Genomic DNA, 23,668 nt, shown 5'->3' with positions numbered 1-23,668 from the left:
ACCGCCTGAGGCGAGGAGAACCCATGAAGCCCGACATCCACCCGAACTACGTCGTCACGACCGTGACGTGTACGTGCGGCAACACCTTCGAGACCCGCAGCACCGCCGCGAACGGCGCGATCCACGCGGACGTGTGCTCGAACTGCCACCCGTTCTACACGGGCAAGCAGAAGATCCTCGACACCGGTGGCCGGGTCGCGCGCTTCGAGCAGCGCTTCGGCAAGAAGAAGGCCGACAAGTAGGGCGAACCGCACGGCGGACATCAGGGGCGGCCCGGGGACTCCAGGTCCCCGGGCCGCCCGAAACCGGTGCGGGGGCGGCCGTCCCCGTGCCGCAACGGGCCAGGACACAGCGTGAATCTCGACGATCTGATCAGCGAATACGCGGGCATCGAGGAACGGCTCGCCGACCCGTCCGTCCATGCCGACCAGAGCCTGGCGCGCAAGCTCGGCAAGCGTTACGCGGAGCTGCGCCCGATCGTCGAGACGCACCGCGAGCTGTCCGCGACCGAGGACGACCTCGGCACCGCCCGCGAACTGGCCGGCGAGGACGCCGCGTTCGCCGCCGAGGCCGAGGAGCTCGGGAAGCGCCGCGCGGAACTGGAGCAGCGGCTGCAGCGGCTGCTCGTCCCGCGCGACCCGAGCGACGCCAAGGACGTCATCCTGGAGGTCAAGGCGGGTGAGGGCGGCGAGGAGTCGGCGCTGTTCGCCGGCGACCTGCTGCGGATGTACCTCCGCTACGCCGAGCGCGTCGGCTGGAAGACCGAGATCCTCGACTCCCACCCCTCCGACCTCGGCGGATACAAGGACGTCACGGTCGCGGTGAAGGCCAGGGGCGCCCAGGAGGAGGGGGTCTGGACGCGGCTGAAGTTCGAGGGCGGCGTCCACCGGGTGCAGCGCGTGCCCGCGACCGAGTCGCAGGGACGCATCCACACCAGCGCCGTCGGCGTCCTCGTGACGCCCGAGGCCGAGGACGTCGACGTCCAGATCGACGCGAACGACCTGCGCATCGACGTGTACCGCTCGTCCGGGCCGGGCGGGCAGAGCGTCAACACGACCGACTCCGCGGTCCGCATCACGCACCTGCCGACCGGCGTCGTCGTCTCCTGCCAGAACGAGAAGAGCCAGCTGCAGAACAAGGAGCAGGCGCTGCGCATCCTGCGCTCCCGGCTGCTGGCGATGGCGCAGGAGGAGGCCGACGCGGCGGCCTCCGCCGAGCGCAGGAGCCAGGTCCGCACCGTGGACCGCTCCGAGCGGGTGCGCACCTACAACTACCCGGAGAACCGGATCTCCGACCACCGGGTCGGCTACAAGGCCTACAACCTCGACCAGGTGCTGGACGGCGACCTCCAGAACGTCACGCAGGCGCTGGTCGACGCCGAGATGGAACGCCGCCTGGCCGAAGCACAAGGATCATGAACCTGCTGCTCGACGAGATCGCCAGGGCCACCGCGCGGCTCGCCGACGCGGGCGCCGCCTCGCCCCGCGCCGACGCCGAGGAGCTCGCGGCGGCCGTGCACCGGGTGCGGCGCTCGGAGCTGCACGGCGTCCCCGACAGCGCGTTCGACGCCCGGTTCTGGGAGTTCGTCGCGCGCCGCGAGGCGGGGGAGCCGCTGCAGCACATCACCGGCCGCGCCTTCTTCCGCTACCTGGAGATGAAGGTCGGGCCCGGCGTGTTCGTGCCGCGCCCGGAGACCGAGGTGATGGTCGGCTGGGCGCTGGAGACGCTGCGCGACATGGACGTCCGCGACCCCCTCGTCGTCGACCTGGGCACCGGCTCCGCCGCGATCGCGCTGTCCATCGCGCTGGAGGCCCCCCGCGCCCGCGTCCACGCCGTCGAGAAGGACCCGACCGCCTTCGTGCACGCGACCCGCAACGTGGAGGAGCTGGACGAGCGGGGCCGCGTCCGCCTGCACCTGGACGACTTCGCCACCGCCCTCACCGAGCTGGACGGCACCGTCGACCTCGTCGTCAGCAACCCCCCGTACATCCCGATGAGCGAGTGGGAGTACGTCCCGCGCGACGTCCGCGACCACGACCCCGCCGACGCCCTGTGGGGCGGCGGCGACGACGGCCTGGACGCGATCCGCGTGGTGGAGCGCACCGCCCGCCGCCTCCTGCGCCCCGGCGGCTACACGGCCGTCGAGCACAGCGACCTGCAGGGCAACGGCGTCTACTGGGTCTTCGCGGAGGAGCACGGCTGGCGCGACGTGCGCAACCGCCGCGACCTGGCGAACCGGGACCGCTTCGTCACCGCGCGCCTGGCCGCCGACTAGCCCCGCTATCCTGATCGGTGCCATACCCGCGAGCGCTGTGCAGATGGGAGGACGGGCGACCGTGAGCCGACGTTACGACTGCTCTGAGCCGATGGAGCGCACCCGGGGGATCGCCGAGGCCTTCTCGGCCGTCCGGCGCGGCGAGCTGATCGTCCTGCCGACCGACACCGTGTACGGCGTCGGCGCGGACGCGTTCATGCCGCCCGCCGTGACCGCCCTCCTGGACGCCAAGGGCCGCGGCCGCGAGATGCCGCCGCCGGTGCTGGTCGGCTCCGTCCGCGCCGCCACGGCCCTCGTGGACGACCTCGGCACCTACGGGCAGGACCTCATCGACGAGTTCTGGCCGGGCGCGCTGACCCTCGTCTGCCGGGCCAACCCCAACCTCATGTGGGACCTCGGCGAGACCAAGGGCACCGTCGCCATCCGGATGCCGATGCACGAGCTCGCCGTCCAGCTGCTCAAGGAGACGGGCCCTCTCGCCGTCAGCAGCGCGAACCTGTCCGGCCGCCCCGCCGCTCGCACGGTCGACGAGGCCGAGAAGATGCTGGGCGACTCGGTCGCGGTCTACCTGGACGGCGGCGCCTCCGGCCACGCCGACCCGTCCACGATCATCGACCTGACCGGCCCCGTGCCCCGCCTCCTGCGCGCCGGCGCCGTCCCCGAGGACAAGATCCGCGCCGTGGTCGGCGTCCTCCTCACCGCGGAGGACGAGCCCGAGGAGCCCGCAGAGGCCCCCTCCACCGACGAGGCGGCCAAGCCTTCCCTCACCAAGGACGAGCCTCCGCAGACCCCTCGAGAGCCCTCTGAGCCCCTCCGGGAATCTCCTGCCCCGAACCCCGAGCCGTCCCTCCGCAAGGACGACCCCGGCACCGACTAGCTGTTCTGTCCCGTGGGGTCGGGGACGCGGCCGGCGGCCGGCGCGGCGACCCGGGACGGTCGGATCAGTGAGCCGGGAATGGCCGCCCGGAGTTCGGAGGCGACCGGTTCGGCTGTTTCCGAGGTTCTTTCTCCGGCGGTTATCCCGGGCGGCCGCAGGCCGTGCTCGCGGCCTGGTCTCGTGCGTCGGCCACCCGTTCGCGTGGATCGCCGCGGACGCCGGGGACGACCATTCCCGACTCGGTGACCGGCGCCATGATGAATGGCGGAAATCGTCGGCGAGCCTTGCCGGCCGGATCTCCGGGACAGGGTGGGCGATCGGCTCCTCCACACGCGTTCGCGGCGCGGGGACCAGGCAGGACCGTCCAGAAGAGTCGATCGCCACCGGCGGGCCGTCCGAACAAGATCCAATCAATGTGGCCCGTATACCGGGGTCGCGAGGGGCCGCGGAAACGCGAAGGCCCCGCCGGGTCGGGCGGGGCCTGGTCGTCGGGCCGAAAGGGCGGGCGGATCAGAAGATCTTCTTGCCCTTGCCGTAGTAGTACTTGCCGGTCTTCTTGTTCCGGCCGCACTCCTGCACCCACATGTGGCTGCCGTAGGACGACTTCACGCTGATCTTGACCTTGGCCTTGCCGTCGAAGTTGTAACGGGTGCCGCCGGACGTCACACCGATGATCTTGAAGCGCGACCAGTACACCTTGGAGCCCTCGGTGAACTTGAAGCGCACGCAGGAGGTCCAGCCGTTGGTCTTGTCGTCGAGGAGGTAGCCCGTGACGGAGGTGCTGCCGCCACTCCGCGTGTAGGTCCCGTAGGAGGCCACGTGGCTGTAGGAGTTGTACGGCTTCCAGCTGCCGGTGGCGGCTTCGGCGGGGGCGCCGACGGCGGCCATGCCGGCCATCAGGGTGCCGGCGGTCAGGGCTACTGCAGCGATTCGCCGCATAGGTCCCTCCATGTTCGGATTGGGGGGTTAGCGAGCGACAACCTAGCAGGCCCTTACCAGTGATTATTGGTAGGGATGCGCATCTGACCGGGGCAGGACGATTCCGGCGGTCCGGCGAACCGATCCGCCGCTGGACGCGTCCAAGGCCCCGCTGATCGTCCGTGCAAGGGGCAAAGGGCTTACCCGGCGGGCGGATCGGGGGCGTTACACCGGCACGATCACGGCAACGGTGGAAACATGCCCGACGTGCGTGGCCGTGTCCGGCGCTCCGCGACCATCGCGGGGGCGCTGCTGCTCCTCCTCGTGCTCGGGCTGCCCGCCTGCGCCGGAGGTCCGGCGCGCGCCGAGCCCGCGCCCGGGGCCTCCGGGGTCGCGCCGCCCCCCGAGCCGGCCTACCGCGGCGAGAGCATCCCGGCCTACGACGTCGTCCTCACCATCGGCGCCGACGGCGTGCTGCACGTGCGGGAGACGATCACCTACGACTTCGACCAGGCGGGGGAGCACGGGATCGTCCGGCACGTGCCGTTCCGCCGCGGCGACCGCCTCTTCGAGGTCCGGGGCGTCAGCAGCAGTTCCTCCACCGGCGCCCCGGCCCGCGTCCGCACGACCCGGTTCCTGCGCGACGTGCGGATCAGCGTCGGCGACCGGCACCGCGAGGTCCGCGGCCGCCAGGCCTACGTGATCGAGTACGAGGTGCGCCGGGTGTTCACCCCGCGCGCCGACCACGACGACCTGCTGTGGGACGCGATCGGTACGAACTGGGACGTCCCCATCGGGAACGCGGCGGTCCGGGTGCAGGCGCCGGTGCCGCTGCGGCACGCGAACTGCCGGGCGGGCGCGCCCGGCGCGACGACCCGGTGCCTGCGCGACCGCGACGGCCCGTACGCCATCGACTTCGTCCAGAACGCGCTCGGCCCGCACGAGGGGATGCGGATCCGGGTCCGGCTGCCCAAGCACGCGATCGCCGTTCCGCCGCCGCGGTACGTCCCGCCGCGCTGGACGGGCCACTGGACGGGCACCGCCGTGCTGGCCCTCGCGCTCGCCGCCGTGCCCCTGCTCGGGCGCCGCCCGGCGCCGCGGCGGGAGTCCGGCGCCGTCCTGGCCGCCGCCGGGACGCTGCTCGTCGTCGCCGACGCCGGGGACGACGTCGCGGCGAGCGGGCCGTGGGCGTTCTCGCTGGGGGACCGGTGCCTCGCCGGCCTCGCGCTCATGATCGTCGGCGCCGGGATCATGTGCGTTCAGCGGACCCGTAGTGCCCGATATGCCGCGGACGACCGTCCGGGAGGACTACAGTTGGTCGGTCGCGACGTGAACTGATCGTCCCGGCGGGTCGTCTACCGAGGTGAACTCCGTTCCGGACGGGGCACGTAGGCATCGTTGATCGGCGAAGGGAGGCGCAGGGGAGTGCGGGAGTACCTGCTCACGATCCTGGTCGCCGCTCTCGTCGCCTACCTGCTGACCCCGTCGGTGCGCAGGTTCGCCGTCTGGTTCGGAGCGCAGGCCGTCCCGCGCGACCGCGACGTGCACGTGATCCCGACGCCCCGGCTGGGCGGTCTCGCGATGTTCGGCGGGATGGTGGCGGCGCTGGTGGTCGCGACCGGGCTCCCGGAGATGCGCAAGGTACTCGGCGACGGCGGGATCAGCGTCAGCAAGGCGCTGCTGCTGTCGGGCGGGCTGATCGTGCTGATCGGGATCGCCGACGACCGCTGGGAGGTGGACGCGCTCACCAAGTTCGCCGGGCAGGTCGCGGCCGCCGGGATCTTCATCATGCAGGGCATCCAGATCTACGTGATCCCGCTGCCGACCGGCGACTCGCTGTCGCTGCCGCCCGCCTACGGGGTGCCGCTCACCGTCCTGGTCGTCGTCGCCACGATCAACGCGGTCAACTTCATCGACGGGCTGGACGGCCTCGCCGCCGGCGTCGTCGGGATCGCCGCGCTGGCGCTGTTCTCCTACGCCTACCTGCTGTCGAGGACGAACGGGCTCACCACGCTGTCCGCCGCGACCCTCATCGCCGCGGTGCTGTTCGGCATGTGCGCGGGTTTCCTGCCGCACAACTTCAGCCCGGCCAAGATCTTCATGGGCGACACCGGCTCGATGCTGATCGGGCTCCTGCTCAGCGCCTCCACGATCATGCTGACCGGGCAGTTCGACCCGGCCATCCTCGCCAACGGGCTGTTCCCGTTCTTCGTGCCGGTGCTGCTCATCCCGGCGGTGGCGGCGGTGCCGTTCATGGACATGCTGCTCGCGGTGTGGCGGCGCACCAACCAGGGCCGCTCGCCGTTCGCCCCGGACAAGCAGCACCTGCACCACCGGCTGCTGGAGCTCGGCCACTCCACCCGCCGCGCCGTGCTGATCATGTACTTCTGGGTCGGGCTGCTGGCCTCCGGGCTGGTCGGCCTCGCGCTGTTCGACGCCGCCTGGATCACCCTCGGCCTCACCCTGATCGTCGCGGTCGCGGGCGTGCTGCTGATGCTCCGCATCCCCGGTCGCCGCAGGTCCGCCCGCGCGAAGGCCCCGGGTGCCGGCGAACAGTCCGCCGAGCGCCCCTCGATGCCCGTCTGACCTGCGCCGGGACGTCACCCGGTGGGCGCGGGGCCGACTGCTGCGGGAGCCTCGAACGTGCGTGGGCACAGGCCGGGCTCGGCTACAGTCCCTCGTGCGGGCGTCGCGCGCGGTAGCACCCCGCGCGCGCCGGATCGCATTACCTCTAGGGTAATTGTGGACATTCCGGACGCTTGTGATACCTTTCACGAACAAGAGACGACCACTGACCGTGACCAGCCGGAGCCCTCATGCATACCTCCGACGCCCGGATGCTCCGCGGCGCCGCGATCCCGACGTCGATCGTCGGGGTGGGCGCCGTTGTGATCGGCCTGCTGACCGCCGGCGCCAAGGGCGCCCTGGCGGCGGCGCTGGCCTCCGTCGTGGTGATCGCCTTCTTCTCGGTGAGCGCGCTGGTGGTCTCCTGGGCCGCCCGGCTCTCGGCGCAGACCATGATGCTGGCCGCCCTCGCCAGCTACGCGGTGAAGATCCTCGCGGTGATGGTCCTGGTCACGGCCATCGACGGTGTGTCGATCTTCAACACCCAGGTCTTCGGCTGGACGGTCATCGGGCTCGCGCTGCTCTGGATCGGAGCCGAGTTCCGAGTCGTCCTCCAGCGGAGGCCCTACATTGACGACCCCGAGGACGTCCTGGACCGGAGTCCGTGATGAAGCGCTCGCGGACGGTGTCGGCCCCCATGACGGACTACTCCAATATGACCACCGCAGGCATGGCCTGCTATCGTCCGGAGCGCGATGAGCGAGCAGAAACGCCGGCCCGAGGACGGCCAGCGGGAATTCGCCGACGCCGCCTGGTCCGCGCCCAGCTACCTCCTTTCCGGGATGCTCATCTGGGGTGGTCTCGGGTGGCTGCTGTCCAAGTGGACGCACCAGGCCTGGCTGGTCCCGACCGGCCTGGTCATCGGCGTCGTGCTCGCCGTCTACCTGGTCTACGTGAAGTTCGGTCGCCACTCCTCCTGAGCGGCCCCGCCGCCGAAGAAGCCTTCGTGAAACATCACCACATTGATGAAGGGAACGCCGCGTGAACGCGCTGACGGTCCTCGCCTCCGGCGGAGATGAGTTCCAGGCCCCCGGACCGGAGCTGTTCGACTTCCCGCCCCTGTTCGCCGGCGGCCCCGAGTGGCTCACCAAGCCGGTCGTCTTCGCGGTCGTCGGGTCGCTGCTGGTCTGCGTCTTCTTCTGGAGCGCCTTCGCCAAGCCGAAGCTCGTGCCGCGGGGCGTGCAGAACCTCGGCGAGGTCGGCTACATGTTCGTGCGGGACGAGATCGCCCGCCCGTTCCTCGGCAAGAACACCGACCGGTGGATGCCGATGCTGATGTCGATGTTCTTCCTGATCTGGATCTGGAACATCTTCGCGGTCGTCCCGGTCGTCCAGTTCCCGATCGCCTCGCACATCGCGTTCCCGATCGTCCTGGCGCTCTTCGTCTACATCGCCAAGATCTACCTCGGTCTGCGGCACCAGGGGATCCGGTACTTCTCGAACATGATCCCCCGCGGCCTGCCGCTGCCCGTCTACTTCCTGCTGGTGCCGATCGAGTACCTCTCGACCTTCGTCCTGGCCCCGTTCACCCACGCGGTCCGGCTCTTCGCCAACATGTTCGCGGGCCACATGATCCTGGCGTTCTTCAGCCTGGTCGGCTTCTGGTTCCTGTTCGAGAAGCCCACGGTCGCCGGGTTCGGCGTCGGCATCATCGGCGTGATCGTCACCATCGCCATGACGGCGCTGGAGCTGCTGATCCAGTTCCTGCAGGCGTTCCTGTTCACCATGCTGGCCGCCATGTACATCCAGAGCGGCCTGGAAGCCGACCACTAAGACCGCGGGGCACGCGACGCCCCGGCTCCGCGGCCCCACCGGACAACCCCGTAAGCCCAGACCGGCGGAGCTTCCGCCGGCCGACAGAAAAGGGAAAGAACATGGGAGACCTCGCTGCCCTCAGCGGTAACGTCACCTCGATCGGTTACGGCCTCGCGGCGATCGGCCCGGGCATCGGCGTCGGCATCATCTTCGGCCAGGGCGTGAACGCCATCGCCCGCCAGCCCGAGCTGACCGGTGTCATCCGCACCAACATGCTGCTGGGCTTCGTCCTTACCGAGGCGCTCGCCCTGATCGGCCTGGTCGCGCCGTTCATCTTCCAGGGCATCAAGTAGTAGCCATCCGAACTGAGGAAGGGCTGCAGACATGATCACAGCAGCTTCCGTCCTGGCGGCGGAGGAGAACAACCCTCTCATTCCGCACCCGTTCGAGCTGGTCGTCGGAATCTTCTCGTTCCTGGTCGTCCTGATCGTCCTCGGCAAGATCCTCACGCCGCGTATCCAGAAGACGCTGGAGGAGCGGACCGAGGCGATCGAAGGCGGTCTCGTGCGCGCCGAGCAGGCGCAGCAGGAGGCCCAGCAGGTCCTTGAGCAGTACAAGGCCCAGCAGAAGGCGGCCGCGGTCGAGGCGTCCAACGAGCGCCGCAAGGCCGAGGAGCAGGGCGCGCAGATCATCGCCCAGGCCAAGGAGCAGGCCCAGGTCGAGGCGCGCCGCATCGTCGAGAACGCCAAGGCGCAGATCGAGGCCGAGCGGCAGCAGGCGCTGCAGTCGCTGCGCGCCGAGATCGGGACCTTGTCGGTCGAGCTGGCCGGACGAGTCGTGGGCGAGTCCCTCGAGGACAGCGCGCGGCAGAGCCGGGTCGTCGACCGGTTCCTTGAGGAGCTCGAGGAACGCGCTCGCACCCAGGAGCAGATCACATCATGACCATCACGGGAGCGGTGAGCAGGGCGTCGCTGGCCGAGGCCAAGGATCGGCTGGAGGCCGTCATTCCCTCCGCCGACCTGGCGCGGCTCGGCGGCGACCTGTTCGCGGTGCTGCACCTGATCGACCGCGAGCACGGCCTGCGGCGGGCGGTCTCCGACCCGGCGCGCGACGGTGCCGAGAAGGCGCAGCTCGTCCAGATCCTGCTGGAGGGCAAGGTGTCGCCGGCCGCTCTCGGGCTGGTCGCCGACGTCGTCCGGCTGCGCTGGTCCAGGCCGTCGGAGCTGTCGGACGCGGTGGAGATCCTCGCGGTCACCGCCGAGTCCGCCCGCGCCGAGGCCGACGGCAGGATCGACGACCTGGAGGACGAGCTGTTCCGGTTCTCCCGGGTCGTCGAGGGGGAGCCGGAACTGCGCGGTGCCCTGGCCGACCCCGCGTTGCCGGACGAGCGCAAGCTCGGCCTGGTCAACGCGCTGGTGGAGGGCAAGGTCACCGACGCGACGCTGACGCTCGTCACCGAGCTCGTGCTTCGTCCGCGAGGACGTAGCCTGGAGAGCGGGCTCGCCGACTACGGCAAGCTCGTCGCCCAGCGTCGGCAGCGGCTGGTCGCCCTGGTCCGCACGCCGGTGCCGCTGTCGGCGGAGCAGCGGACGCGGCTCGCCGCGGTGCTGGCCGTCGCCTACGGCCATGACGTACATCTGAACATCGAGATCGACCCCACCTCGATCGGCGGCCTTTCGGTCCAGATCGGGGACGAGATCATCGACGGCACGATCGCCGGACGGCTGGACGACGTCCGCCGGCGGCTCGGCACCGGCTGACCCGCCGGCTAGCTGACCCCATAGGGAGCAAGAGAGGAATCATGGCGGAGCTGACGATCCGTCCGGACGAGATCCGGAACGCGCTGGAGCGCTTCGTCCAGTCGTACGAGCCCGAGGCCGCCGCGCGCGATGAGGTCGGCACCGTCGTCGATTCGGGCGACGGTATCGCCCACGTCGAGGGCCTGCCCTCCGCGATGGCGAACGAACTCCTTGAGTTCGAGGACGGTACCCGTGGCCTGGCTCTGAACCTGGACGTACGTGAGATCGGCGCCGTTGTCCTGGGTGACTTCAGCAAGATCGAAGAGGGCCAGAAGGTCCGCCGGACCGGCGAGGTCCTCTCGGTCCCCGTCGGCGACGGCTTCCTGGGCCGCGTCGTGGACGCGCTGGGCAACCCACTGGACGGCCAGGGGCCGATCGAGACGACCGAGCGCCGCGCGCTCGAACTGCAGGCCCCCACGGTCGTGCAGCGGCAGTCGGTGAGCGAGCCGCTGCAGACCGGCATCAAGGCCATCGACGCGATGACGCCGATCGGCCGCGGCCAGCGGCAGCTGATCATCGGTGACCGGCAGACCGGCAAGACGACGGTCTGCGTGGACACCATCATCAACCAGAAGGAGAACTGGGAGTCCGGCGACGACAAGAAGCAGGTCCGCTGCATCTACGTCGCGATCGGCCAGAAGGGCTCCACGATCGCCAACGTCCGCCGCTCCCTGGAGGAGGCGGGTGCGCTGGAGTACACCACGATCGTGGCGGCTCCCGCGTCCGACCCGGCGGGCTACAAGTACATCGCCCCCTACACCGGGTCCGCGATCGGGCAGCACTGGATGTACCAGGGCAAGCACGTCCTGATCATCTTCGACGACCTGTCGAAGCAGGCCGAGGCCTACCGCGCGGTGTCGCTGCTGCTGCGCCGCCCGCCGGGCCGCGAGGCCTACCCCGGTGACGTGTTCTACCTGCACTCGCGCCTGCTGGAGCGCTGCGCGAAGCTGTCGGAGGAGATGGGCGGCGGCTCGATGACGGGCCTGCCGATCATCGAGACCAAGGGCAGCGACGTGTCGGCCTACATCCCGACGAACGTCATCTCGATCACCGACGGGCAGTGCTTCCTGGAGACGGACCTGTTCAACCAGGGCGTCCGGCCGGCGATCAACGTCGGCATCTCGGTCTCCCGGGTCGGCGGCGACGCGCAGATCAAGGCGATGAAGACGGTCGCCGGCACGCTGCGCCTGGCGCTGTCGCAGTTCCGTGACCTGGAGGCGTTCGCCGCCTTCGCCTCGGACCTGGACGCCGCGTCGCGCGCGCAGCTGGAGCGGGGCGCCCGGCTGGTCGAGCTGCTGAAGCAGCCGCAGGGCAGCCCGTTCCCGGTCGAGCAGGAGGTCGTGTCCGTGTGGGCGGGCACCTCCGGCGCGCTGGACGACGTCCCGGTGGGCGACATCCGCCGCTTCGAGCGCGAGTTCCTCGACTACGTCGAGCGTGAGGAGGGCGGCCTGCTGACCTCCATCCGCGAGACCGGCAAGCTGTCCGACGACGGCCTCACCAGCCTCAAGAACACCATCACGGAGTTCAAGAAGGGCTTCCAGACCAGCGAGGGCGAGCTGCTCGCGGAGGAGCCGGTCGAGGCGATCGACGACGAGGACGTCAAGCAGGAGACGATCACCCGCGTCAAGAAGGACTGACGGCCATGGCCGCACAGCTTCGTCAACTCCGGCAGAAGATCAAGACGGTCAAGTCGACCGCCAAGATCACTCGTGCCCAGGAGATGATCGCCACGTCGCGGATCGTCAAGGCCCAGCAGGCGGTGGCGGCCTCCAAGCCGTACGCCGACCAGATCACGCAGGCCCTGACCGCGCTGGTGAGTCACCACGTCGGGATCGACCATCCGCTGCTGGAGGAGCAGCCGGCCGACAACCGCAGCGCCGTGCTGATCATCACGAGCGACCGCGGGTTCTGCGGCGCCTACAACGCCAACGTCATCCGCGAGGCGGAGTCGCTGGTCAAGGCGCTGCGGGCCGAGGGCCGCGAGCCGGTCCCCTACGTCATCGGCAACAAGGGCATCACCTGGTACCGGTTCCGGGACCGGGACGTCGCCGAGTCCTGGAAGGGGTTCAGCGACCGCCCCGCCTTCGGCAACGCCGAGCAGATCGGGCGGCGGCTCGCGGAGGACTTCCTCAAGACCGACGCCGAGGGCGGGGTCGGGGAGATCCACGTGGTCTACACCGAGTTCGTCTCGATGCTGACCCAGACCGTCCGGGTCACCCGGCTGATGCCGCTGGAGATCGAGGAGGCCGAGGCCTCCAAGGTCCCGCCGGCGTACGAGTTCGAGCCGTCCGCCCAGGCCGCGCTCGACCTGCTCCTGCCGAACTACATCGAGAGCCGCATCTTCCACATGCTGCTCCAGTCGGCGGCGTCCTTCCAGGCGTCGGTCCGGCGGGCCATGAAGTCGGCGACCGACAATGCCAACGAACTGGTCGGGGTCTACACGCGCCAGATGAACCAGGCGCGGCAGGCCGCGATCACCCAGGAAATCAGCGAGATCGTCGGTGGCGCTGACGCGCTCGCCGATTCTGGCGGGGAGTGAGAAGGGTATGACTGCTCAGGTAGAGACGGCGACCGCGACCGGGCGCGTCGCCCGTGTCATCGGGCCGGTCGTCGACGTGGAGTTCCCCGCCGACGCCATCCCGGAAATCTACAACGCCCTCAACGCGCAGGTCACCCTGGGCGGCGAGGCGAAGACCCTGACCTTCGAGGTCGCCCAGCACCTCGGCGACAACATGGTCAGGGCCATCTCGATGCAGCCGACGGACGGCCTCGTCCGCGGCGCTCCGGTGACGGACTCGGGCCGGTCGATCACGGTGCCGGTTGGCGACATCACCAAGGGCCACGTGTGGAACGCCCTCGGCGACGCGCTGGACGTCCCGACCGCCTCGCTGGAGATCAACGAGCGCTGGGGCATCCACCGCAGCGCTCCGCCGTTCGACCAGCTGGAGTCCAGGACCGAGATGCTGGAGACCGGCATCAAGGTCATCGACCTGCTGTGCCCGTACGTCAAGGGCGGCAAGATCGGTCTGTTCGGCGGCGCGGGTGTGGGCAAGACCGTCCTCATCCAGGAGATGATCCGCCGCGTCGCCCGCAACTTCGGTGGCACCTCGGTGTTCGCCGGAGTGGGCGAGCGCACCCGTGAGGGCAACGACCTCTGGGTGGAGATGGACGAGGCGGACGTCCTCAAGGACACCGCGATGGTGTTCGGCCAGATGGACGAGCCGCCGGGCACCCGGCTGCGGGTGGCGCTGTCCGCGCTGACGATGGCGGAGTACTTCCGCGACGTGCAGAACCAGGACGTGCTGCTGTTCATCGACAACATCTTCCGGTTCACGCAGGCCGGCTCGGAGGTGTCCACGCTGCTCGGGCGCATGCCGTCCGCGGTGGGGTACCAGCCGACGCTGGCCGACGAGATGGGCGTGCTCCAGGAGCGGATCACCTCGACGCGCGGTAACTCGATCACCTCGATGCAGGCGATCTACGTGCCCGCCGACGACATCACCGACCCGGCGCCGCACACCACGTTCGCGCACCTGGACGCCACCACGACGCTGTCGCGGGGGATCTCCGAGAAGGGCATCTTCCCGGCGGTGGACCCGCTCGACTCCACCTCGCGGATCATGGACCCGCAGATCCTGGGGAACGAGCACTACGAGGTCGCCCAGGAAGTGATCCGGATCCTGCAGAAGTACAAGGAGCTGCAGGACATCATCGCGATCCTCGGCATCGACGAGCTCTCCGAGGAGGACAAGGTCACCGTCCAGCGGGCGCGGCGCATCGAGCGCTTCCTTTCGCACCCGATGTACGTGGCCGAGCAGTTCACCGGCCAGCCCGGTGAGACGGTGCCGAAGGACGAGACGATCTCCTCGTTCAAGGCGATCGCGGAGGGCAAGTACGACCATCTCCCCGAGCAGGCGTTCTTCATGTGCGGCGGCATCGAGGATGTCGAGAAGAAGGCCAAGGAGCTGGAGAAGTAGTCCGCTCCGGCGGGCCGCGCCCGGGCCCCGCGCCCGGGGCGGCCCGCCGGATCCGCTCCAGTAGTCGGAGGGAAAGACGTGGCAACCCTGAAGGTCGGGCTGGTCTCGCCGGAGCGCGAGGTCTGGTCCGGCGAGGCCAAGATGGTGGTCGCGCAGACCATCGAGGGCTCGCTCGGCATCCTGCCGGGGCACGCCCCGGTGCTGGGCGTCCTCCTCGACGGCAGCGTGGTGAAGATCGAGCCCGCGGACGGCGGCGCGCCGGTCCTGGCGGCGGTCGGCAGCGGGTTCTTCTCCGTCGCCGCCGACGAGGTGTCGGTGCTGGCCGAGCAGGTCGAACGGGACGAAGAGATCGACGTCGACGACGCCAAGCGGGCGCTGGACGCGGCGCTGTCCGCCGAGGCCGAGGACGCGACGCCGGAGCGGCGCGCCAGGGCACGGCTGCGCGCGGCGGGCGTCGAGGTCTAGGTTCGGGCGGACGGCGGGGGATTTGGGCGAGCACCTGGCACTGGACGTCGGCGGGGTGCTCGCCGCGCTCGTCCTGGCGGCGGCGCTGCTGTTCGCCTCCATGGCGGTGCGCCGCTGGCTGTTCACGCGCGGCGGCGGCACCGTGGAGTGCAGCCTGCGCGAACTGCCCCGGGAGGGCGGAGCCCCCGGAGTGTGGAGGCTCGGCATCGGCCGCTACAAGGGCGATGTCCTGCACTGGCACCGCGTGTTCGGTTTCCGCAGACGGCCCCGGCAGGTGATCCACCGCCGGGGCCTCGTCGTGTCCAACCGGCGCGTCCCGGACCGGGACGAGGCCGAGGGCCTGCTGCCGGACGTGAGCGTCATCGAGGTCAGGAACGGCGACCTGGCGGTGGAGCTGGCGATGGGCGCGGCGGCCCTGACCGGGTTCCTGGCGTGGCTGGAGGCGGCCCCGCCCGGCTTCCCGGTGGACCTGCACTCCCCGGAATGAGGGCGGGTCCGGCGGGCCGGAACGAGCCCGGCCGGGAATGAGCCGGTAAGGCCCCGGTATCGAAACGGTCTTGCCGTGCCGCCGCTGCTTGAGGCGGCCGGGCCGCGGGGTGAGGATCGCGCTGGTCCGCTTCCTCCTCCGCCCCGCTGGAGTGCACGTGCGCATGCTCCTCACCGGCCGCAGGCTTTTCGTCGCCCGCAGGTTCCTCTTCGGCGCGGCGGTGGCGCTGCCCGCCCTGTTCCTGCCCGCGGCCCTGCTCCCGGCCGGGGCCGCGCCGGCGCGGCCCGATCTCGCGGCGCTGGTCACGATGAAGGACGTCAAGCCGCATCTGGCCGCGTTCCAGGAGATCGCCGACTACAACGGCGGGAACCGCGCGGCGGGGAGGCCCGGCTACGACGTGTCCGTGCGGTACGTCACCGGGCGGTTGAAGAAGGCCGGTTTCTCGCCGAAGGTGCAGGAGTTCACCTATCCGTACTGGCGGGAGCGGTCGAGCGCGAAGTTCGCGCGGACGGCGCCCTCCAAGGCGTCCTACAAGCGGGAAGCCGACTTCCTCACGCTCGCGTACTCCGGTTCCGGCGATGTGACGGCACCGGCGGCGGCGGTGGACGTCCCGGCCGAGGGCGAGGGGACGAGCGGCTGCGAGGCCGGTGACTTCACGGGCTTCAGGAAGGGCTCGATCGCGCTCGTCCAGCGGGGGACCTGCACGTTCGCGGCCAAGGCCGCCAGGGCGCGGGCGGCCGGCGCGTCCGCCGTGGTCATCTTCAACAAGCCGGGGGAGAAGGGGCCGGTGAACGGGACGCTGTCCAAGCCGGCCGCGATCCCGGTCGTCGGCCCGACGCACGCGGTCGGCGCCGCACTGGTGAAGGCCGCGCGGAAGGGCGGCCTGAAGCTGCGGGTGAGGACCGACGCCGTGCACGGCAGGCGGACGTCGGCCAACGTCATCGCCGACACCCCGCAGGGGCGGGCCGACAACGTCGTGGTCGTCGGCGCCCATCTGGACAGCGTCCCGGCGGGGCCGGGGATCAACGACAACGGCACCGGCGCCGCCGCCCTGCTCGCCATCGCCGCCAAAATCAGGTGGCTCGGCGAGGACGGCCTGCGCAACCGGGTGCGGTTCGCCTGGTGGGGGGCCGAAGAGGAGGGCATGCAGGGGTCGGAGCAGTACCTGCGGTCGCTGCCCGCCGCCCAGCGCGGGCGGATCGCGCTGAACCTGAACTTCGACATGCTCGGTTCACCGAACGGCACCCGGGGCGTCTACGACGGTGACCACTCGACCGGCGCGGGCACGCGGGCGCCCGCCGGGTCCGGGGCGATCGAGCGGATGTTCCGGCAGTACTTCCAGGGCCGCCGCCTTCCGGTCACCGCGAGCCAGTTCAACGGTCGCTCCGACTACGGGCCTTTCATCGAGCGGGGCATCCCGGCGGGCGGGATGGACACCGGCGCCGAGGGAGTGAAGACCGCCGCCGAGGCCAAGGCGTTCGGCGGCAGGGCGGGCGAGGCGTACGACCCGTGCTACCACGCCAAGTGCGACCGCCTGAAGAACGTCGACCTCAAGATGCTCGACGGCAACGCCGACGGTGTCGCCCACGTCCTGCAGCACCTGGCCCGGACGACGGTCGCGGTGAACGGCGGCGCCCGCCTCGGCCCGGTCCGGGACCCGTCCTACGCCCCGCTGTGGCAGGGCCCCTACCTGCTGCGTTAGCGGCGGGCAGGTTCGGCCGGCTCGGCGTCACGCCGGGGGGAGCCCGAAGTCTTCGACCGGGGTCGCGGGGTTCGCGTTGTGGGCGGGCCGCTCGGGATCGAGCATGCACCCCGCGAAGGGGCCGTCGGGGGCGCGGAGGCGCGCGAGCGCGGGGTCGAGATGGTCGCGGTGCCAGTCGCCGGGGCCGGTGTGCCCGCAGGCCGGTGAGTCGGTGAGCCCCTGCCAGGCCATCCAGAGAGCGTGGAGGCGGGCGAGTGCCTCGGGATGCTCCCACCAGCGTGAACACCACGGTCGGAGCGGGCTCACCTGGTTGACGTAGACGGGGACCAGGAGAACGTTGACCCACGTGGCCATGGTCTCCAGTTCGAGGGTGTGCTCCGGGCCGTCCAGGTACAGCAGGAAGGTCGGTACGAGCGGACGTCCGCCATCCGGCCGGGCGGCGGTCTCCTCGGCGTCGACGGAGGCGGGGGAACCGAGCCGATCGCGGAGTCCCTTGATGAACTCCGCGTGCCTGGCGAGTCCATGGCCGTGGATCTCGACGACCGCGCGCAGATCGGCGAGATCTTCGGCGAGGTCGTCGGGTGAGTCGGTCATGATGCGTCTCCATCGTGCTACTGGCCGCGAGCACCATGGATGACCGTCCGGAGACCTCGGGGCGGGTCAAGCCCGGCGTGACCGCTAGTTCGGCGCCACGGTGATGCCGCCGTCGCGGGTGCGGAGATCGACACGCCGCGCGGCCTGCGAGTCCTGGTGGACGGCCGGGTCGATCCGCTTGCCTCCCTCGGCGGACAGGACGATGGCGTAGGTCTCCGCGGCCGGGAGGCGCAGCCGGATCGAGCCGGTGCCGGCGGCGGCCCGGACGTTCGCGGGCGGCGAGTCCAGCCGCATCGTGATGCCGCCGTCGTCGGTCCGGGCGGTGATCCGGTCGGCGGCCAGCCCGTCCAGGGTGATCGAGCCGCTGCCGGTGCCGAGGTCGGCGACGGCGACGCGCCCGCTCACCTCGACGCGGCCGTCGGACGCGCGGGCCTTCAGCCGGTCGGCGGTGAGGTTCTGCGCGGTGACGGCGCCGCTGCCGCTGTGCAGGTCGGCGGCGGCCGCGCGGCCCGTCACGCGCACCGAGCCGTCGTCGGCGCTGATCGACACCGTCGCCCCGCGCAGATCCGTCGCCCTGACCGCGCCGCTGCCGCTGCGCAGCCGCACCGGCCCGGCGAGGCCGGACGCCTCGATCGTCCCGTCGTGGCTGTCGATCTGCACCGGAGTGCTGCGGGGCACCTGGACGCGGTAGGAGACCCCGCACACCGCGAACCCCATCACGTTCCTGCCGCACGAGGACGACAGCACCAGCGTGGAGCCCTCGGAGACGCGCCGCGCCTTCGGCTTGTTCTTGTCGTTGGACCAGCGCAGGACTTCGGTGATCCTGATACCGGGGGAGTCGGACGCGGTGACCTCGACCCGGCCCCCGTTCGTCGTGATCTTCAGCCCGGCGGTGCCCGCGGGCGCGGCGTAGGAGCGGTCCTGCTGGTGCCGGCCGGCGTTCACGTTGCCGCAGCCGGCAAGCGCCGCCGCCGTCAACGCCGCCGCGGCCGTCAACGCCGCGGCGGCCGTGGCTGTCAGGGTCCTCACTGGTCTCTCCCCGTCGTCGGCGTGCGCCCGTACAGGCCAAGCCTGCTCCAGGCGCGGCGGCGCCGCCAGGAGGGGAGCCGGTCGACCGGGGGTGGGGTTAGCCCCACCCTCCGCGGCGCCTCAGCGTTCCCCGCCGGGCTTCCAGAGGACGTCGCCGTGCTCGGCGTTGGCGACACGGCAGAGGATGAACAGCAGGTCCGACAGCCGGTTGAGGTACGTGGCCGTCAGCGGGTTCACGCCGCCTTCGGGCGTGGCGCCGGAGTCGCCGTGGGCCTCGACCGCGGCCCAGGCGGACCGCTCGGCGCGGCGGGTCACCGTCCGCGCGACGTGCAGGAGCGCGGCGCCGGGCGTCCCGCCGGGCAGGATGAAGCTGCGCAGCGTCGGAAGGTCGGCGTTGTGCTCGTCGCAGGCCGCCTCCAGCCGCTCGATGTAGGCCGGCTCGACGCGCAGCGGCGGGTACTGCGGGTCGGGGACGACGGGCGCGCACAGGTCGGCGCCCACGTCGAACAACTCGTTCTGGATGCGGGTCAGAAGCGTGACCAGGGCTTCGGGCAGGGACCCGAGCGCGAGCGCCGTACCGATCGCGGCGTTGGCCTCCTCCACGTCGGCGTACGCGGCAAGGCGCGGATCGGTCTTGGACGTGCGGGACGCGTCGCCCAGCGCGGTGGTGCCGTCGTCCCCCGTGCGGGTGTAGATCCGGGAGAGCACGACGGGATTGTCCCTGTTCTTCGCCATGGGGGCAGCCTAGCCCTGCCGCCGGCAGAAGCCCGTTCGGTAGTGTTTTCGGAAAGACCCCGGAGGCCGCCGTGTACGACTACATCATCGTGGGAGCGGGCAGCGCGGGCTGCGTCCTGGCCGCCCGACTGACCGAGGACCCCTCCGTGAAGGTCCTGCTGCTGGAGGCGGGCCCGCCCGACGACGCCCCCGAGATCCACATCCCGGCCGCGGTGGCCGCGCTGATCAAGGGGCCGTTCGACTGGGACTACGCGACCGTCCCGCAGGAGCACGCGGCCGGGCGCAGCGTGTACTGGCCGCGCGGGCGCACGCTCGGCGGCAGCTCGTCCACCAACGCGATGATCTACATCCGCGGGGCCCGGTACGACTACGACACCTGGCGCGACTCCTACGGCTGCGACGGCTGGGGCTACGAGGACCTGCTGCCCTACTTCGTCCGCGCCGAGGACCAGCAGCGCGGCGAGCTGCCCTACCACGGCGTCGGCGGCCCGCTGCGCGTCGAGGACCTGCGCTACAAGCACCCCCTCACCCGCGCGTGGGTGCAGTCGGCCAAGGCGTACGGCCTCGCCGCCAACCACGACTTCAACGGCGCCGACCAGGACGGCGTCGGCTTCTACCAGGTCACCCACAAGCGCGGCCGCCGCTGGTCGACCGCCGCCGGCTACCTGCACCCGATCGAGTACCGCCCGAACCTGACGGTCGTCACCGACGCCCTCGCCACCCGCGTCGTGATCGAGGACGGCCGCGCCACCGGCGTCCGCTACGAGGCGCGCGGCGAGACGATGTCGGCCCGCGCCGAGGCCGAGGTGATCCTGTCGGGCGGCGCGGTGAACAGCCCGCAGCTCCTCATGCTCTCGGGCGTCGGCCCCGCCGACCACCTGCGCTCCCTCGGCATCGACGTCCTCGTCGACTCCCCGGTGGGGCAGCGCCTCCAGGACCACCCGTTCGTGAACGTCATGTTCGCCACCCTCCGCACCAAGCCCCTCTGGGAACTGGCGAACGCCCGCTCCTTCGCCCTCTACCAGGCCCTGGCGCGCGGCCCCTACGCCTCGAACGTCGCCGAGGCCGGAGGGTTCGCCCGCACGGTGGAGGGCCTGCCCGCCCCCGACCTGCAGTACCACGTCCTGCCGACCCCGTTCGTCAACCAGGGGCTCACCGACTCGTCCGAGCGCCTGCTGTCGGTCATGGTCACCGCTGTTGCGATCGCGAGCCGCGGCGCGCTCACCCTCCGCTCCGCCGGCCCCCACGCCAAGCCGCTGATCGACCCCGCCTACCTCTCGGACAAGGCCGACCTGGACATCCTGGTCGCCGGCGTCCGGCAGGCCCGCGAGATCGCCGCCTCCGGGCCGCTGGCGGGCCTGGTCGGCGGCGAGTGGGCCCCCGGCGAGCAGGTCGACTCCGACGAGGCCATCGCCGACTTCGTCCGCCGCGAGGCCGCGACGCTGTTCCACCCGACCAGCACCTGCGCGATGGGCGCGGACGACTCCGTCTGCGACACCGAACTGCGCGTCCGCGGCGTGCAGGGCCTGCGCGTGGTGGACGCCTCGGTCATGCCGGCCGTCCCGCGGGGCAACACCAACGCCCCGACCATCGCGATCGCCGAACGCGCCGCCGACCTGATCCGGGGCCGCGCCCCCCTCGCGCCCGCGGGCGCCCCGAAATGAGGAACGCCCCCGTCGGAGACGACGGGGGCGTGGCCGCTGGGACGCAGGCTGCGGGGTTCACCGCTTGAGCGCCTTCACGAGACGGGCGCGACGGCTGTTCTTCCCCTCCGCCCGCAGCATTCGCACGCGGTCCTCGATGACGACCTTCATGAACTCCTGGCTGAACATCTGCTTCTCCTCGTTCCTGCCGGACCCTCTTGGCCCGACATGTACAAGGTTCGCCCTAAGGCCCCACCCCCAGCATCGGGACGACGCCTTATCTAGGCATGCCTAGGGCGCCTTAGACCCCCGCCGTCACGCCGGGAAGATCTGAGTCGAGCGCAGAGGGTGCGACGCGTCGATCGATCGCGCCCTGCTCAGTCCACCGGTGCGCCGCCGGACAGCGGAACCTCCCGCGCCGTCCGCGCTCAGCGCCACCTCCGTGCTGATCTTCTAGCGCCGCGCCGCCCGCCCCGACCCCGCGGCCCCTCCGACGACGTGCCGCCTGGAGCTCGACCGCCGAGTCGTCGGCGACCTGCCGGCCGTCGGCCGGCTGCTGCACGCGGTCGCCGACCCGTGGCCCGCCGGCGGTTAGACGAGTCCTCGCCCTGATGGACGGTGCCGAGGGGCCCGACCGGAAAGAGGTGGACGGCGGGGAACCGGTATGCGAGGATCCGAGCCATGATCAATGAAAGGGGCGCCGCCGCCCTGACCCGGTGAGCGTCGACGCGCAGCGGGAAGCTGCCGCCGTCCGCGCGGAATGGCTCGGGCATCTGCTCTCCACCGCGCCCGCCGACCGACCGGCCGCCGAGGCCGCCATATCCGAGCTGTACCGGCTGATCGGTCTCGATCCACCCCGTTTCCACTGGGTGCCGTCGCCGCTGGCGGCCCTGGAGACCGTCCCGCCCGGTGTGCGGCCGCGGCCGTCCGAGACCGCGGACCGACTTGACGAGTGGCCTCTGCCGGCACGTTTCCGCAGGCTGGTCGGCAGGGCGTCCGTGGAACTGGACGAACGCGTCATGCGAGGCTCTCCGGGGCTGGACCCGATGATCCGGCAGCTGGTTCGGATGCCGCTCACGACCTCGGCCCGAAGCACGATCCACATTGCGCTCCAGGAACCGCGGGGACGGCGAGACGCCTGGTACACGGCCCTCTGCGTCTCGTGGAGCGCCCACTACGACGCGGTCCGCCGGTGCTCCGGTGTGGTCTTCACGCCCGAGCAGAACCGGCTGATCGACCTGTGGGCGACGCCCGCCCGGTCCTGCGGCTGGTGGTGGCCGCGCGAGGACGTCTGCGTCGTCTCCGAACGGCCCGTCGAGATCCATACGGAGGTCTGGGACGACGAGGGCGAGGTGCGCCTTCACCGCTCGGACGGTCCCGCGCTCCGGTTCGCCGACGGCTGGGACGCGCACGCCTGGCACGGCACGAGGGTGCCGGGCTGGGTGGTGGACGACCCGGGCGTCGAGCGGATCGCGCGGGAGGCCAACGTCGAGGTCCGGCGGTGCGCGATCGAGAACATCGGCTGGGGCGCGTACATCGACCGGGCCGGGCTGCGGCTGGTGGCCGCCGCGCCGGACCCCGGCAACCCCGGCTCGGAGCTGCGGCTCTACGACCTGCGCGACCAGGCCAGGGTGCTGCTCGCCGTCAACGGCTCCGTCGAGCGCGACGGGAGCCGCCGCCGGTACGGGCTGGCCGTCCCCGGAGCCTTCGACGACCCGCTCGCCGCCGCCGGATGGACCTACGGGCTGTCCGCCGACCAGTACGCACGCCTCGTCCGCCGAACCTGAAAGGTGATCTTGATGACCGTGAATCCCGAGACCGTGCTTCCTGACGCCGTGACTCTCGCCTCCCTCTCCGAGCAGACCGGGCTCGCCGTCCTCGACCATCTCGACCGGTCGGTGAGCATCCCCGTCGTCGACGGGATCCAGGCGCAGGGCGATCTGATCGTCGTCCCGACGTCCGAGCTCCCGGCGCTGTCGTTCTGGCCGGACGCCACATGGACGGACGTGCCGCCCGAGGGGGTCGAACTGCTCCGGGGCGCGGCGGGCGGCAACCCGCATACCCTGGTCGCCGATCCCGGCACCTGCCGCTGGACGACGAACGCGTGGGAGACCAACGGCCTGGTCATCGGCGTCTTCGAGGCGTCGGCGCCCGTCTACCTGCTGCATCCCGAGCACGGAGCCTCCGGCTGCGCGCCGGGACGCTACGCCGTCCGCCGCCAGCGCGAGTACGCCCCCGGCGGCTGGGGCTCCCGCCTCGTGGCCGACTGAGCCCGGCCGGGCCCGGGCCGGGGGCCTAGGCGGTCTCGACGAAGCCCAGACGGTCGTAGAGGCGGCGGGCGCGGCGGTTGCGGCGGGTCACGGCCAGGGTGAGGGCGTCGTGGCCCCGCTCGGCCAGGGCGTGCATGACCGCTTGGACGAGGCCCTGGCCCAGGCCGCGCCCCGCGTGGGCCGGGGCGGTGAAGAGGAACGCGAGGAGGGGCAGGTCCTTGTAGAGGGTGACAAGGGCCCCTCCCGCCGGGCGGCCCTCATGGTCGGCCACGAACGACGCCTCCGGGAGGAACGTGCCGTACTCGCCGGCCATGGTGAGGTGGATCTCGCGGACGGCGCCCTCGACGTCCCCCACGTCGGCTTCGTCGGGGGTGCCGCGGTAGGCGTCCCACATCAGGGCCGCCAGGGCGGGGACGTCGGCGCCGGTGAACGGCCGGAAGCCGGGTGGGGGCGGAGGCGGCGCACCCAGGGTCACCTCGAGGCGGCTCCGCACGGGGGCGTTCATGGTGTCGATTCT

General features: G+C 71.4%; 26 protein-coding genes. 21 read left to right on the top strand and 5 right to left on the bottom strand.

Translation table 11 applies throughout. From position 1 onward, the window contains the following. The first annotated feature begins 23 nt into the window (after positions 1–23). The 4 genes from rpmE (at position 24) to CHC11_RS03695 (ending at position 3,152) form a co-directional block, all read left to right on the top strand. Positions 24–242 (top strand): 50S ribosomal protein L31, encoded by a 219-nt coding sequence (gene rpmE, locus CHC11_RS03710; RefSeq protein ID WP_089310103.1) that lies wholly within the window; start codon positions 24–26, stop codon positions 240–242. Between the two features lie 111 nt (positions 243–353). Next, positions 354–1,418, top strand: a complete 1,065-nt coding sequence (gene prfA, locus CHC11_RS03705; protein WP_089310102.1) for a peptide chain release factor 1 — start codon at positions 354–356, stop codon at positions 1,416–1,418. Beyond that, on the top strand, positions 1,415–2,275 hold the full coding sequence (prmC, locus tag CHC11_RS03700; RefSeq protein ID WP_089310101.1) for a peptide chain release factor N(5)-glutamine methyltransferase: 861 nt from the start codon (positions 1,415–1,417) through the stop codon (positions 2,273–2,275). The genes prfA and prmC overlap by 4 nt, the downstream gene beginning before the upstream one ends. A gap of 91 nt (positions 2,276–2,366) precedes the next feature. Beyond that, complete coding sequence (locus CHC11_RS03695; RefSeq protein ID WP_245918681.1) at positions 2,367–3,152, top strand: L-threonylcarbamoyladenylate synthase; 786 nt, start codon at positions 2,367–2,369, stop codon at positions 3,150–3,152. Positions 3,153–3,662: 510 nt separating this feature from the next. Here CHC11_RS03695 and CHC11_RS03690 read toward each other — a convergent pair. Continuing rightward, the gene (locus CHC11_RS03690) at positions 3,663–4,091 is read right to left on the bottom strand and encodes a hypothetical protein (protein ID WP_089310099.1); all 429 of its coding nucleotides are present in this window, start codon (positions 4,089–4,091) and stop codon (positions 3,663–3,665) included. A gap of 237 nt (positions 4,092–4,328) precedes the next feature. Between CHC11_RS03690 and CHC11_RS03685 the strand changes: the two genes are divergently transcribed. The 14 genes from CHC11_RS03685 to CHC11_RS03620 all read left to right on the top strand — a co-directional run bounded on the left by CHC11_RS03685 (position 4,329) and on the right by CHC11_RS03620 (position 16,880). After that, a complete protein-coding gene (locus CHC11_RS03685; RefSeq protein ID WP_089310098.1) occupies positions 4,329–5,408 on the top strand; it encodes a DUF2207 domain-containing protein in 1,080 nt (359 codons plus the stop codon). 87 nt (positions 5,409–5,495) lie between these two features. Beyond that, positions 5,496–6,656, top strand: coding sequence for an MraY family glycosyltransferase (locus CHC11_RS03680; RefSeq protein ID WP_089310097.1), 1,161 nt, complete (start codon positions 5,496–5,498; stop codon positions 6,654–6,656). Positions 6,657–6,886: 230 nt separating this feature from the next. Beyond that, on the top strand, positions 6,887–7,303 hold the full coding sequence (locus CHC11_RS03675; protein WP_089310096.1) for a Cg1360 family ATP-synthase-associated protein: 417 nt from the start codon (positions 6,887–6,889) through the stop codon (positions 7,301–7,303). 87 nt (positions 7,304–7,390) lie between these two features. Continuing rightward, positions 7,391–7,615 (top strand): hypothetical protein, encoded by a 225-nt coding sequence (locus CHC11_RS03670; protein WP_089310095.1) that lies wholly within the window; start codon positions 7,391–7,393, stop codon positions 7,613–7,615. A gap of 61 nt (positions 7,616–7,676) precedes the next feature. Then, a complete protein-coding gene (atpB, locus tag CHC11_RS03665; protein ID WP_089310094.1) occupies positions 7,677–8,468 on the top strand; it encodes a F0F1 ATP synthase subunit A in 792 nt (263 codons plus the stop codon). Between the two features lie 101 nt (positions 8,469–8,569). Next, a complete protein-coding gene (atpE, locus tag CHC11_RS03660) occupies positions 8,570–8,803 on the top strand; it encodes an ATP synthase F0 subunit C (RefSeq protein WP_089310093.1) in 234 nt (77 codons plus the stop codon). A gap of 31 nt (positions 8,804–8,834) precedes the next feature. After that, positions 8,835–9,392, top strand: a complete 558-nt coding sequence (locus CHC11_RS03655; RefSeq protein ID WP_089310092.1) for a F0F1 ATP synthase subunit B — start codon at positions 8,835–8,837, stop codon at positions 9,390–9,392. Then, positions 9,389–10,210 carry a F0F1 ATP synthase subunit delta gene (locus CHC11_RS03650; RefSeq protein ID WP_089310091.1) on the top strand — a complete coding sequence of 274 codons (822 nt, stop codon included), beginning with the start codon at positions 9,389–9,391 and terminating at the stop codon, positions 10,208–10,210. Before CHC11_RS03655 ends, CHC11_RS03650 begins: the two co-directional genes overlap by 4 nt. A gap of 41 nt (positions 10,211–10,251) precedes the next feature. Then, complete coding sequence (gene atpA, locus CHC11_RS03645; protein ID WP_089310090.1) at positions 10,252–11,886, top strand: F0F1 ATP synthase subunit alpha; 1,635 nt, start codon at positions 10,252–10,254, stop codon at positions 11,884–11,886. Positions 11,887–11,891: 5 nt separating this feature from the next. Beyond that, positions 11,892–12,788 (top strand): F0F1 ATP synthase subunit gamma, encoded by an 897-nt coding sequence (locus CHC11_RS03640; RefSeq protein WP_089310089.1) that lies wholly within the window; start codon positions 11,892–11,894, stop codon positions 12,786–12,788. 7 nt (positions 12,789–12,795) lie between these two features. Beyond that, the gene (gene atpD, locus CHC11_RS03635) at positions 12,796–14,226 is read left to right on the top strand and encodes a F0F1 ATP synthase subunit beta (protein ID WP_089310311.1); all 1,431 of its coding nucleotides are present in this window, start codon (positions 12,796–12,798) and stop codon (positions 14,224–14,226) included. 78 nt (positions 14,227–14,304) lie between these two features. Beyond that, positions 14,305–14,691, top strand: a complete 387-nt coding sequence (locus CHC11_RS03630) for a F0F1 ATP synthase subunit epsilon (RefSeq protein ID WP_089310088.1) — start codon at positions 14,305–14,307, stop codon at positions 14,689–14,691. Positions 14,692–14,713: 22 nt separating this feature from the next. After that, complete coding sequence (locus CHC11_RS03625; RefSeq protein WP_089310087.1) at positions 14,714–15,178, top strand: DUF2550 domain-containing protein; 465 nt, start codon at positions 14,714–14,716, stop codon at positions 15,176–15,178. Between the two features lie 163 nt (positions 15,179–15,341). Next, a complete protein-coding gene (locus CHC11_RS03620; RefSeq protein WP_089310310.1) occupies positions 15,342–16,880 on the top strand; it encodes a M28 family peptidase in 1,539 nt (512 codons plus the stop codon). A gap of 27 nt (positions 16,881–16,907) precedes the next feature. Here CHC11_RS03620 and CHC11_RS42375 read toward each other — a convergent pair whose 3' ends face one another. The 3 genes from CHC11_RS42375 to CHC11_RS03605 form a co-directional block, all read right to left on the bottom strand. Continuing rightward, complete coding sequence (locus tag CHC11_RS42375) at positions 16,908–17,474, bottom strand: DUF4913 domain-containing protein (RefSeq protein WP_179278660.1); 567 nt, start codon at positions 17,472–17,474, stop codon at positions 16,908–16,910. A gap of 84 nt (positions 17,475–17,558) precedes the next feature. After that, on the bottom strand, positions 17,559–18,503 hold the full coding sequence (locus CHC11_RS03610) for a DUF4097 family beta strand repeat-containing protein (protein ID WP_179278659.1): 945 nt from the start codon (positions 18,501–18,503) through the stop codon (positions 17,559–17,561). Between the two features lie 120 nt (positions 18,504–18,623). After that, positions 18,624–19,238 carry a cob(I)yrinic acid a,c-diamide adenosyltransferase gene (locus tag CHC11_RS03605; protein WP_089310085.1) on the bottom strand — a complete coding sequence of 205 codons (615 nt, stop codon included), beginning with the start codon at positions 19,236–19,238 and terminating at the stop codon, positions 18,624–18,626. Between the two features lie 71 nt (positions 19,239–19,309). Here CHC11_RS03605 and CHC11_RS03600 point away from each other — a divergent pair, with 71 nt between their 5' ends. From CHC11_RS03600 to CHC11_RS03590, 3 genes are all read left to right on the top strand, one after another. Then, positions 19,310–20,902 (top strand): GMC family oxidoreductase, encoded by a 1,593-nt coding sequence (locus CHC11_RS03600; protein WP_089310084.1) that lies wholly within the window; start codon positions 19,310–19,312, stop codon positions 20,900–20,902. Between the two features lie 695 nt (positions 20,903–21,597). Continuing rightward, positions 21,598–22,668, top strand: a complete 1,071-nt coding sequence (locus CHC11_RS03595) for a DUF6745 domain-containing protein (protein WP_089310083.1) — start codon at positions 21,598–21,600, stop codon at positions 22,666–22,668. A 12-nt stretch (positions 22,669–22,680) separates the two neighbouring features. After that, positions 22,681–23,151 carry a hypothetical protein gene (locus CHC11_RS03590; RefSeq protein WP_089310082.1) on the top strand — a complete coding sequence of 157 codons (471 nt, stop codon included), beginning with the start codon at positions 22,681–22,683 and terminating at the stop codon, positions 23,149–23,151. A 25-nt stretch (positions 23,152–23,176) separates the two neighbouring features. On the opposite strand, the gene CHC11_RS03585 is transcribed toward CHC11_RS03590, so the two are convergent. After that, positions 23,177–23,656, bottom strand: coding sequence for a GNAT family N-acetyltransferase (locus CHC11_RS03585; protein WP_089310081.1), 480 nt, complete (start codon positions 23,654–23,656; stop codon positions 23,177–23,179). Positions 23,657–23,668 lie beyond the last annotated feature (12 nt).

The sequence above is a fragment of the Actinomadura mexicana genome (genome assembly GCF_900188105.1).
Lineage (GTDB): Bacteria > Actinomycetota > Actinomycetes > Streptosporangiales > Streptosporangiaceae > Spirillospora > Spirillospora mexicana.
The sequence above is the reverse complement of the archived record's forward strand: the minus strand, read 5'-3'. Positions and strand labels throughout refer to the sequence as shown.

What these genes read in the sequence shown, in the direction of transcription:
- rpmE (WP_089310103.1), top strand. Translation starts at nt 24, where the DNA reads ATGAAGCCCGACATCCACCCGAACTACGTCGTCACGACCGTGACGTGT.
- prmC (WP_089310101.1), top strand. Translation starts at nt 1,415, where the DNA reads ATGAACCTGCTGCTCGACGAGATCGCCAGGGCCACCGCGCGGCTCGCC.
- CHC11_RS03695 (WP_245918681.1), top strand. Translation starts at nt 2,367, where the DNA reads ATGGAGCGCACCCGGGGGATCGCCGAGGCCTTCTCGGCCGTCCGGCGC.
- CHC11_RS03690 (WP_089310099.1), bottom strand. Translation starts at nt 4,091, where the DNA reads ATGCGGCGAATCGCTGCAGTAGCCCTGACCGCCGGCACCCTGATGGCC.
- CHC11_RS03685 (WP_089310098.1), top strand. Translation starts at nt 4,329, where the DNA reads ATGCCCGACGTGCGTGGCCGTGTCCGGCGCTCCGCGACCATCGCGGGG.
- CHC11_RS03675 (WP_089310096.1), top strand. Translation starts at nt 6,887, where the DNA reads ATGCATACCTCCGACGCCCGGATGCTCCGCGGCGCCGCGATCCCGACG.
- CHC11_RS03670 (WP_089310095.1), top strand. Translation starts at nt 7,391, where the DNA reads ATGAGCGAGCAGAAACGCCGGCCCGAGGACGGCCAGCGGGAATTCGCC.
- atpE (WP_089310093.1), top strand. Translation starts at nt 8,570, where the DNA reads ATGGGAGACCTCGCTGCCCTCAGCGGTAACGTCACCTCGATCGGTTAC.
- CHC11_RS03655 (WP_089310092.1), top strand. Translation starts at nt 8,835, where the DNA reads ATGATCACAGCAGCTTCCGTCCTGGCGGCGGAGGAGAACAACCCTCTC.
- CHC11_RS03650 (WP_089310091.1), top strand. Translation starts at nt 9,389, where the DNA reads ATGACCATCACGGGAGCGGTGAGCAGGGCGTCGCTGGCCGAGGCCAAG.
- atpA (WP_089310090.1), top strand. Translation starts at nt 10,252, where the DNA reads ATGGCGGAGCTGACGATCCGTCCGGACGAGATCCGGAACGCGCTGGAG.
- CHC11_RS03640 (WP_089310089.1), top strand. Translation starts at nt 11,892, where the DNA reads ATGGCCGCACAGCTTCGTCAACTCCGGCAGAAGATCAAGACGGTCAAG.
- atpD (WP_089310311.1), top strand. Translation starts at nt 12,796, where the DNA reads ATGACTGCTCAGGTAGAGACGGCGACCGCGACCGGGCGCGTCGCCCGT.
- CHC11_RS03620 (WP_089310310.1), top strand. Translation starts at nt 15,342, where the DNA reads ATGCTCCTCACCGGCCGCAGGCTTTTCGTCGCCCGCAGGTTCCTCTTC.
- CHC11_RS42375 (WP_179278660.1), bottom strand. Translation starts at nt 17,474, where the DNA reads ATGACCGACTCACCCGACGACCTCGCCGAAGATCTCGCCGATCTGCGC.
- CHC11_RS03605 (WP_089310085.1), bottom strand. Translation starts at nt 19,238, where the DNA reads ATGGCGAAGAACAGGGACAATCCCGTCGTGCTCTCCCGGATCTACACC.
- CHC11_RS03590 (WP_089310082.1), top strand. Translation starts at nt 22,681, where the DNA reads ATGACCGTGAATCCCGAGACCGTGCTTCCTGACGCCGTGACTCTCGCC.
- CHC11_RS03585 (WP_089310081.1), bottom strand. Translation starts at nt 23,656, where the DNA reads ATGAACGCCCCCGTGCGGAGCCGCCTCGAGGTGACCCTGGGTGCGCCG.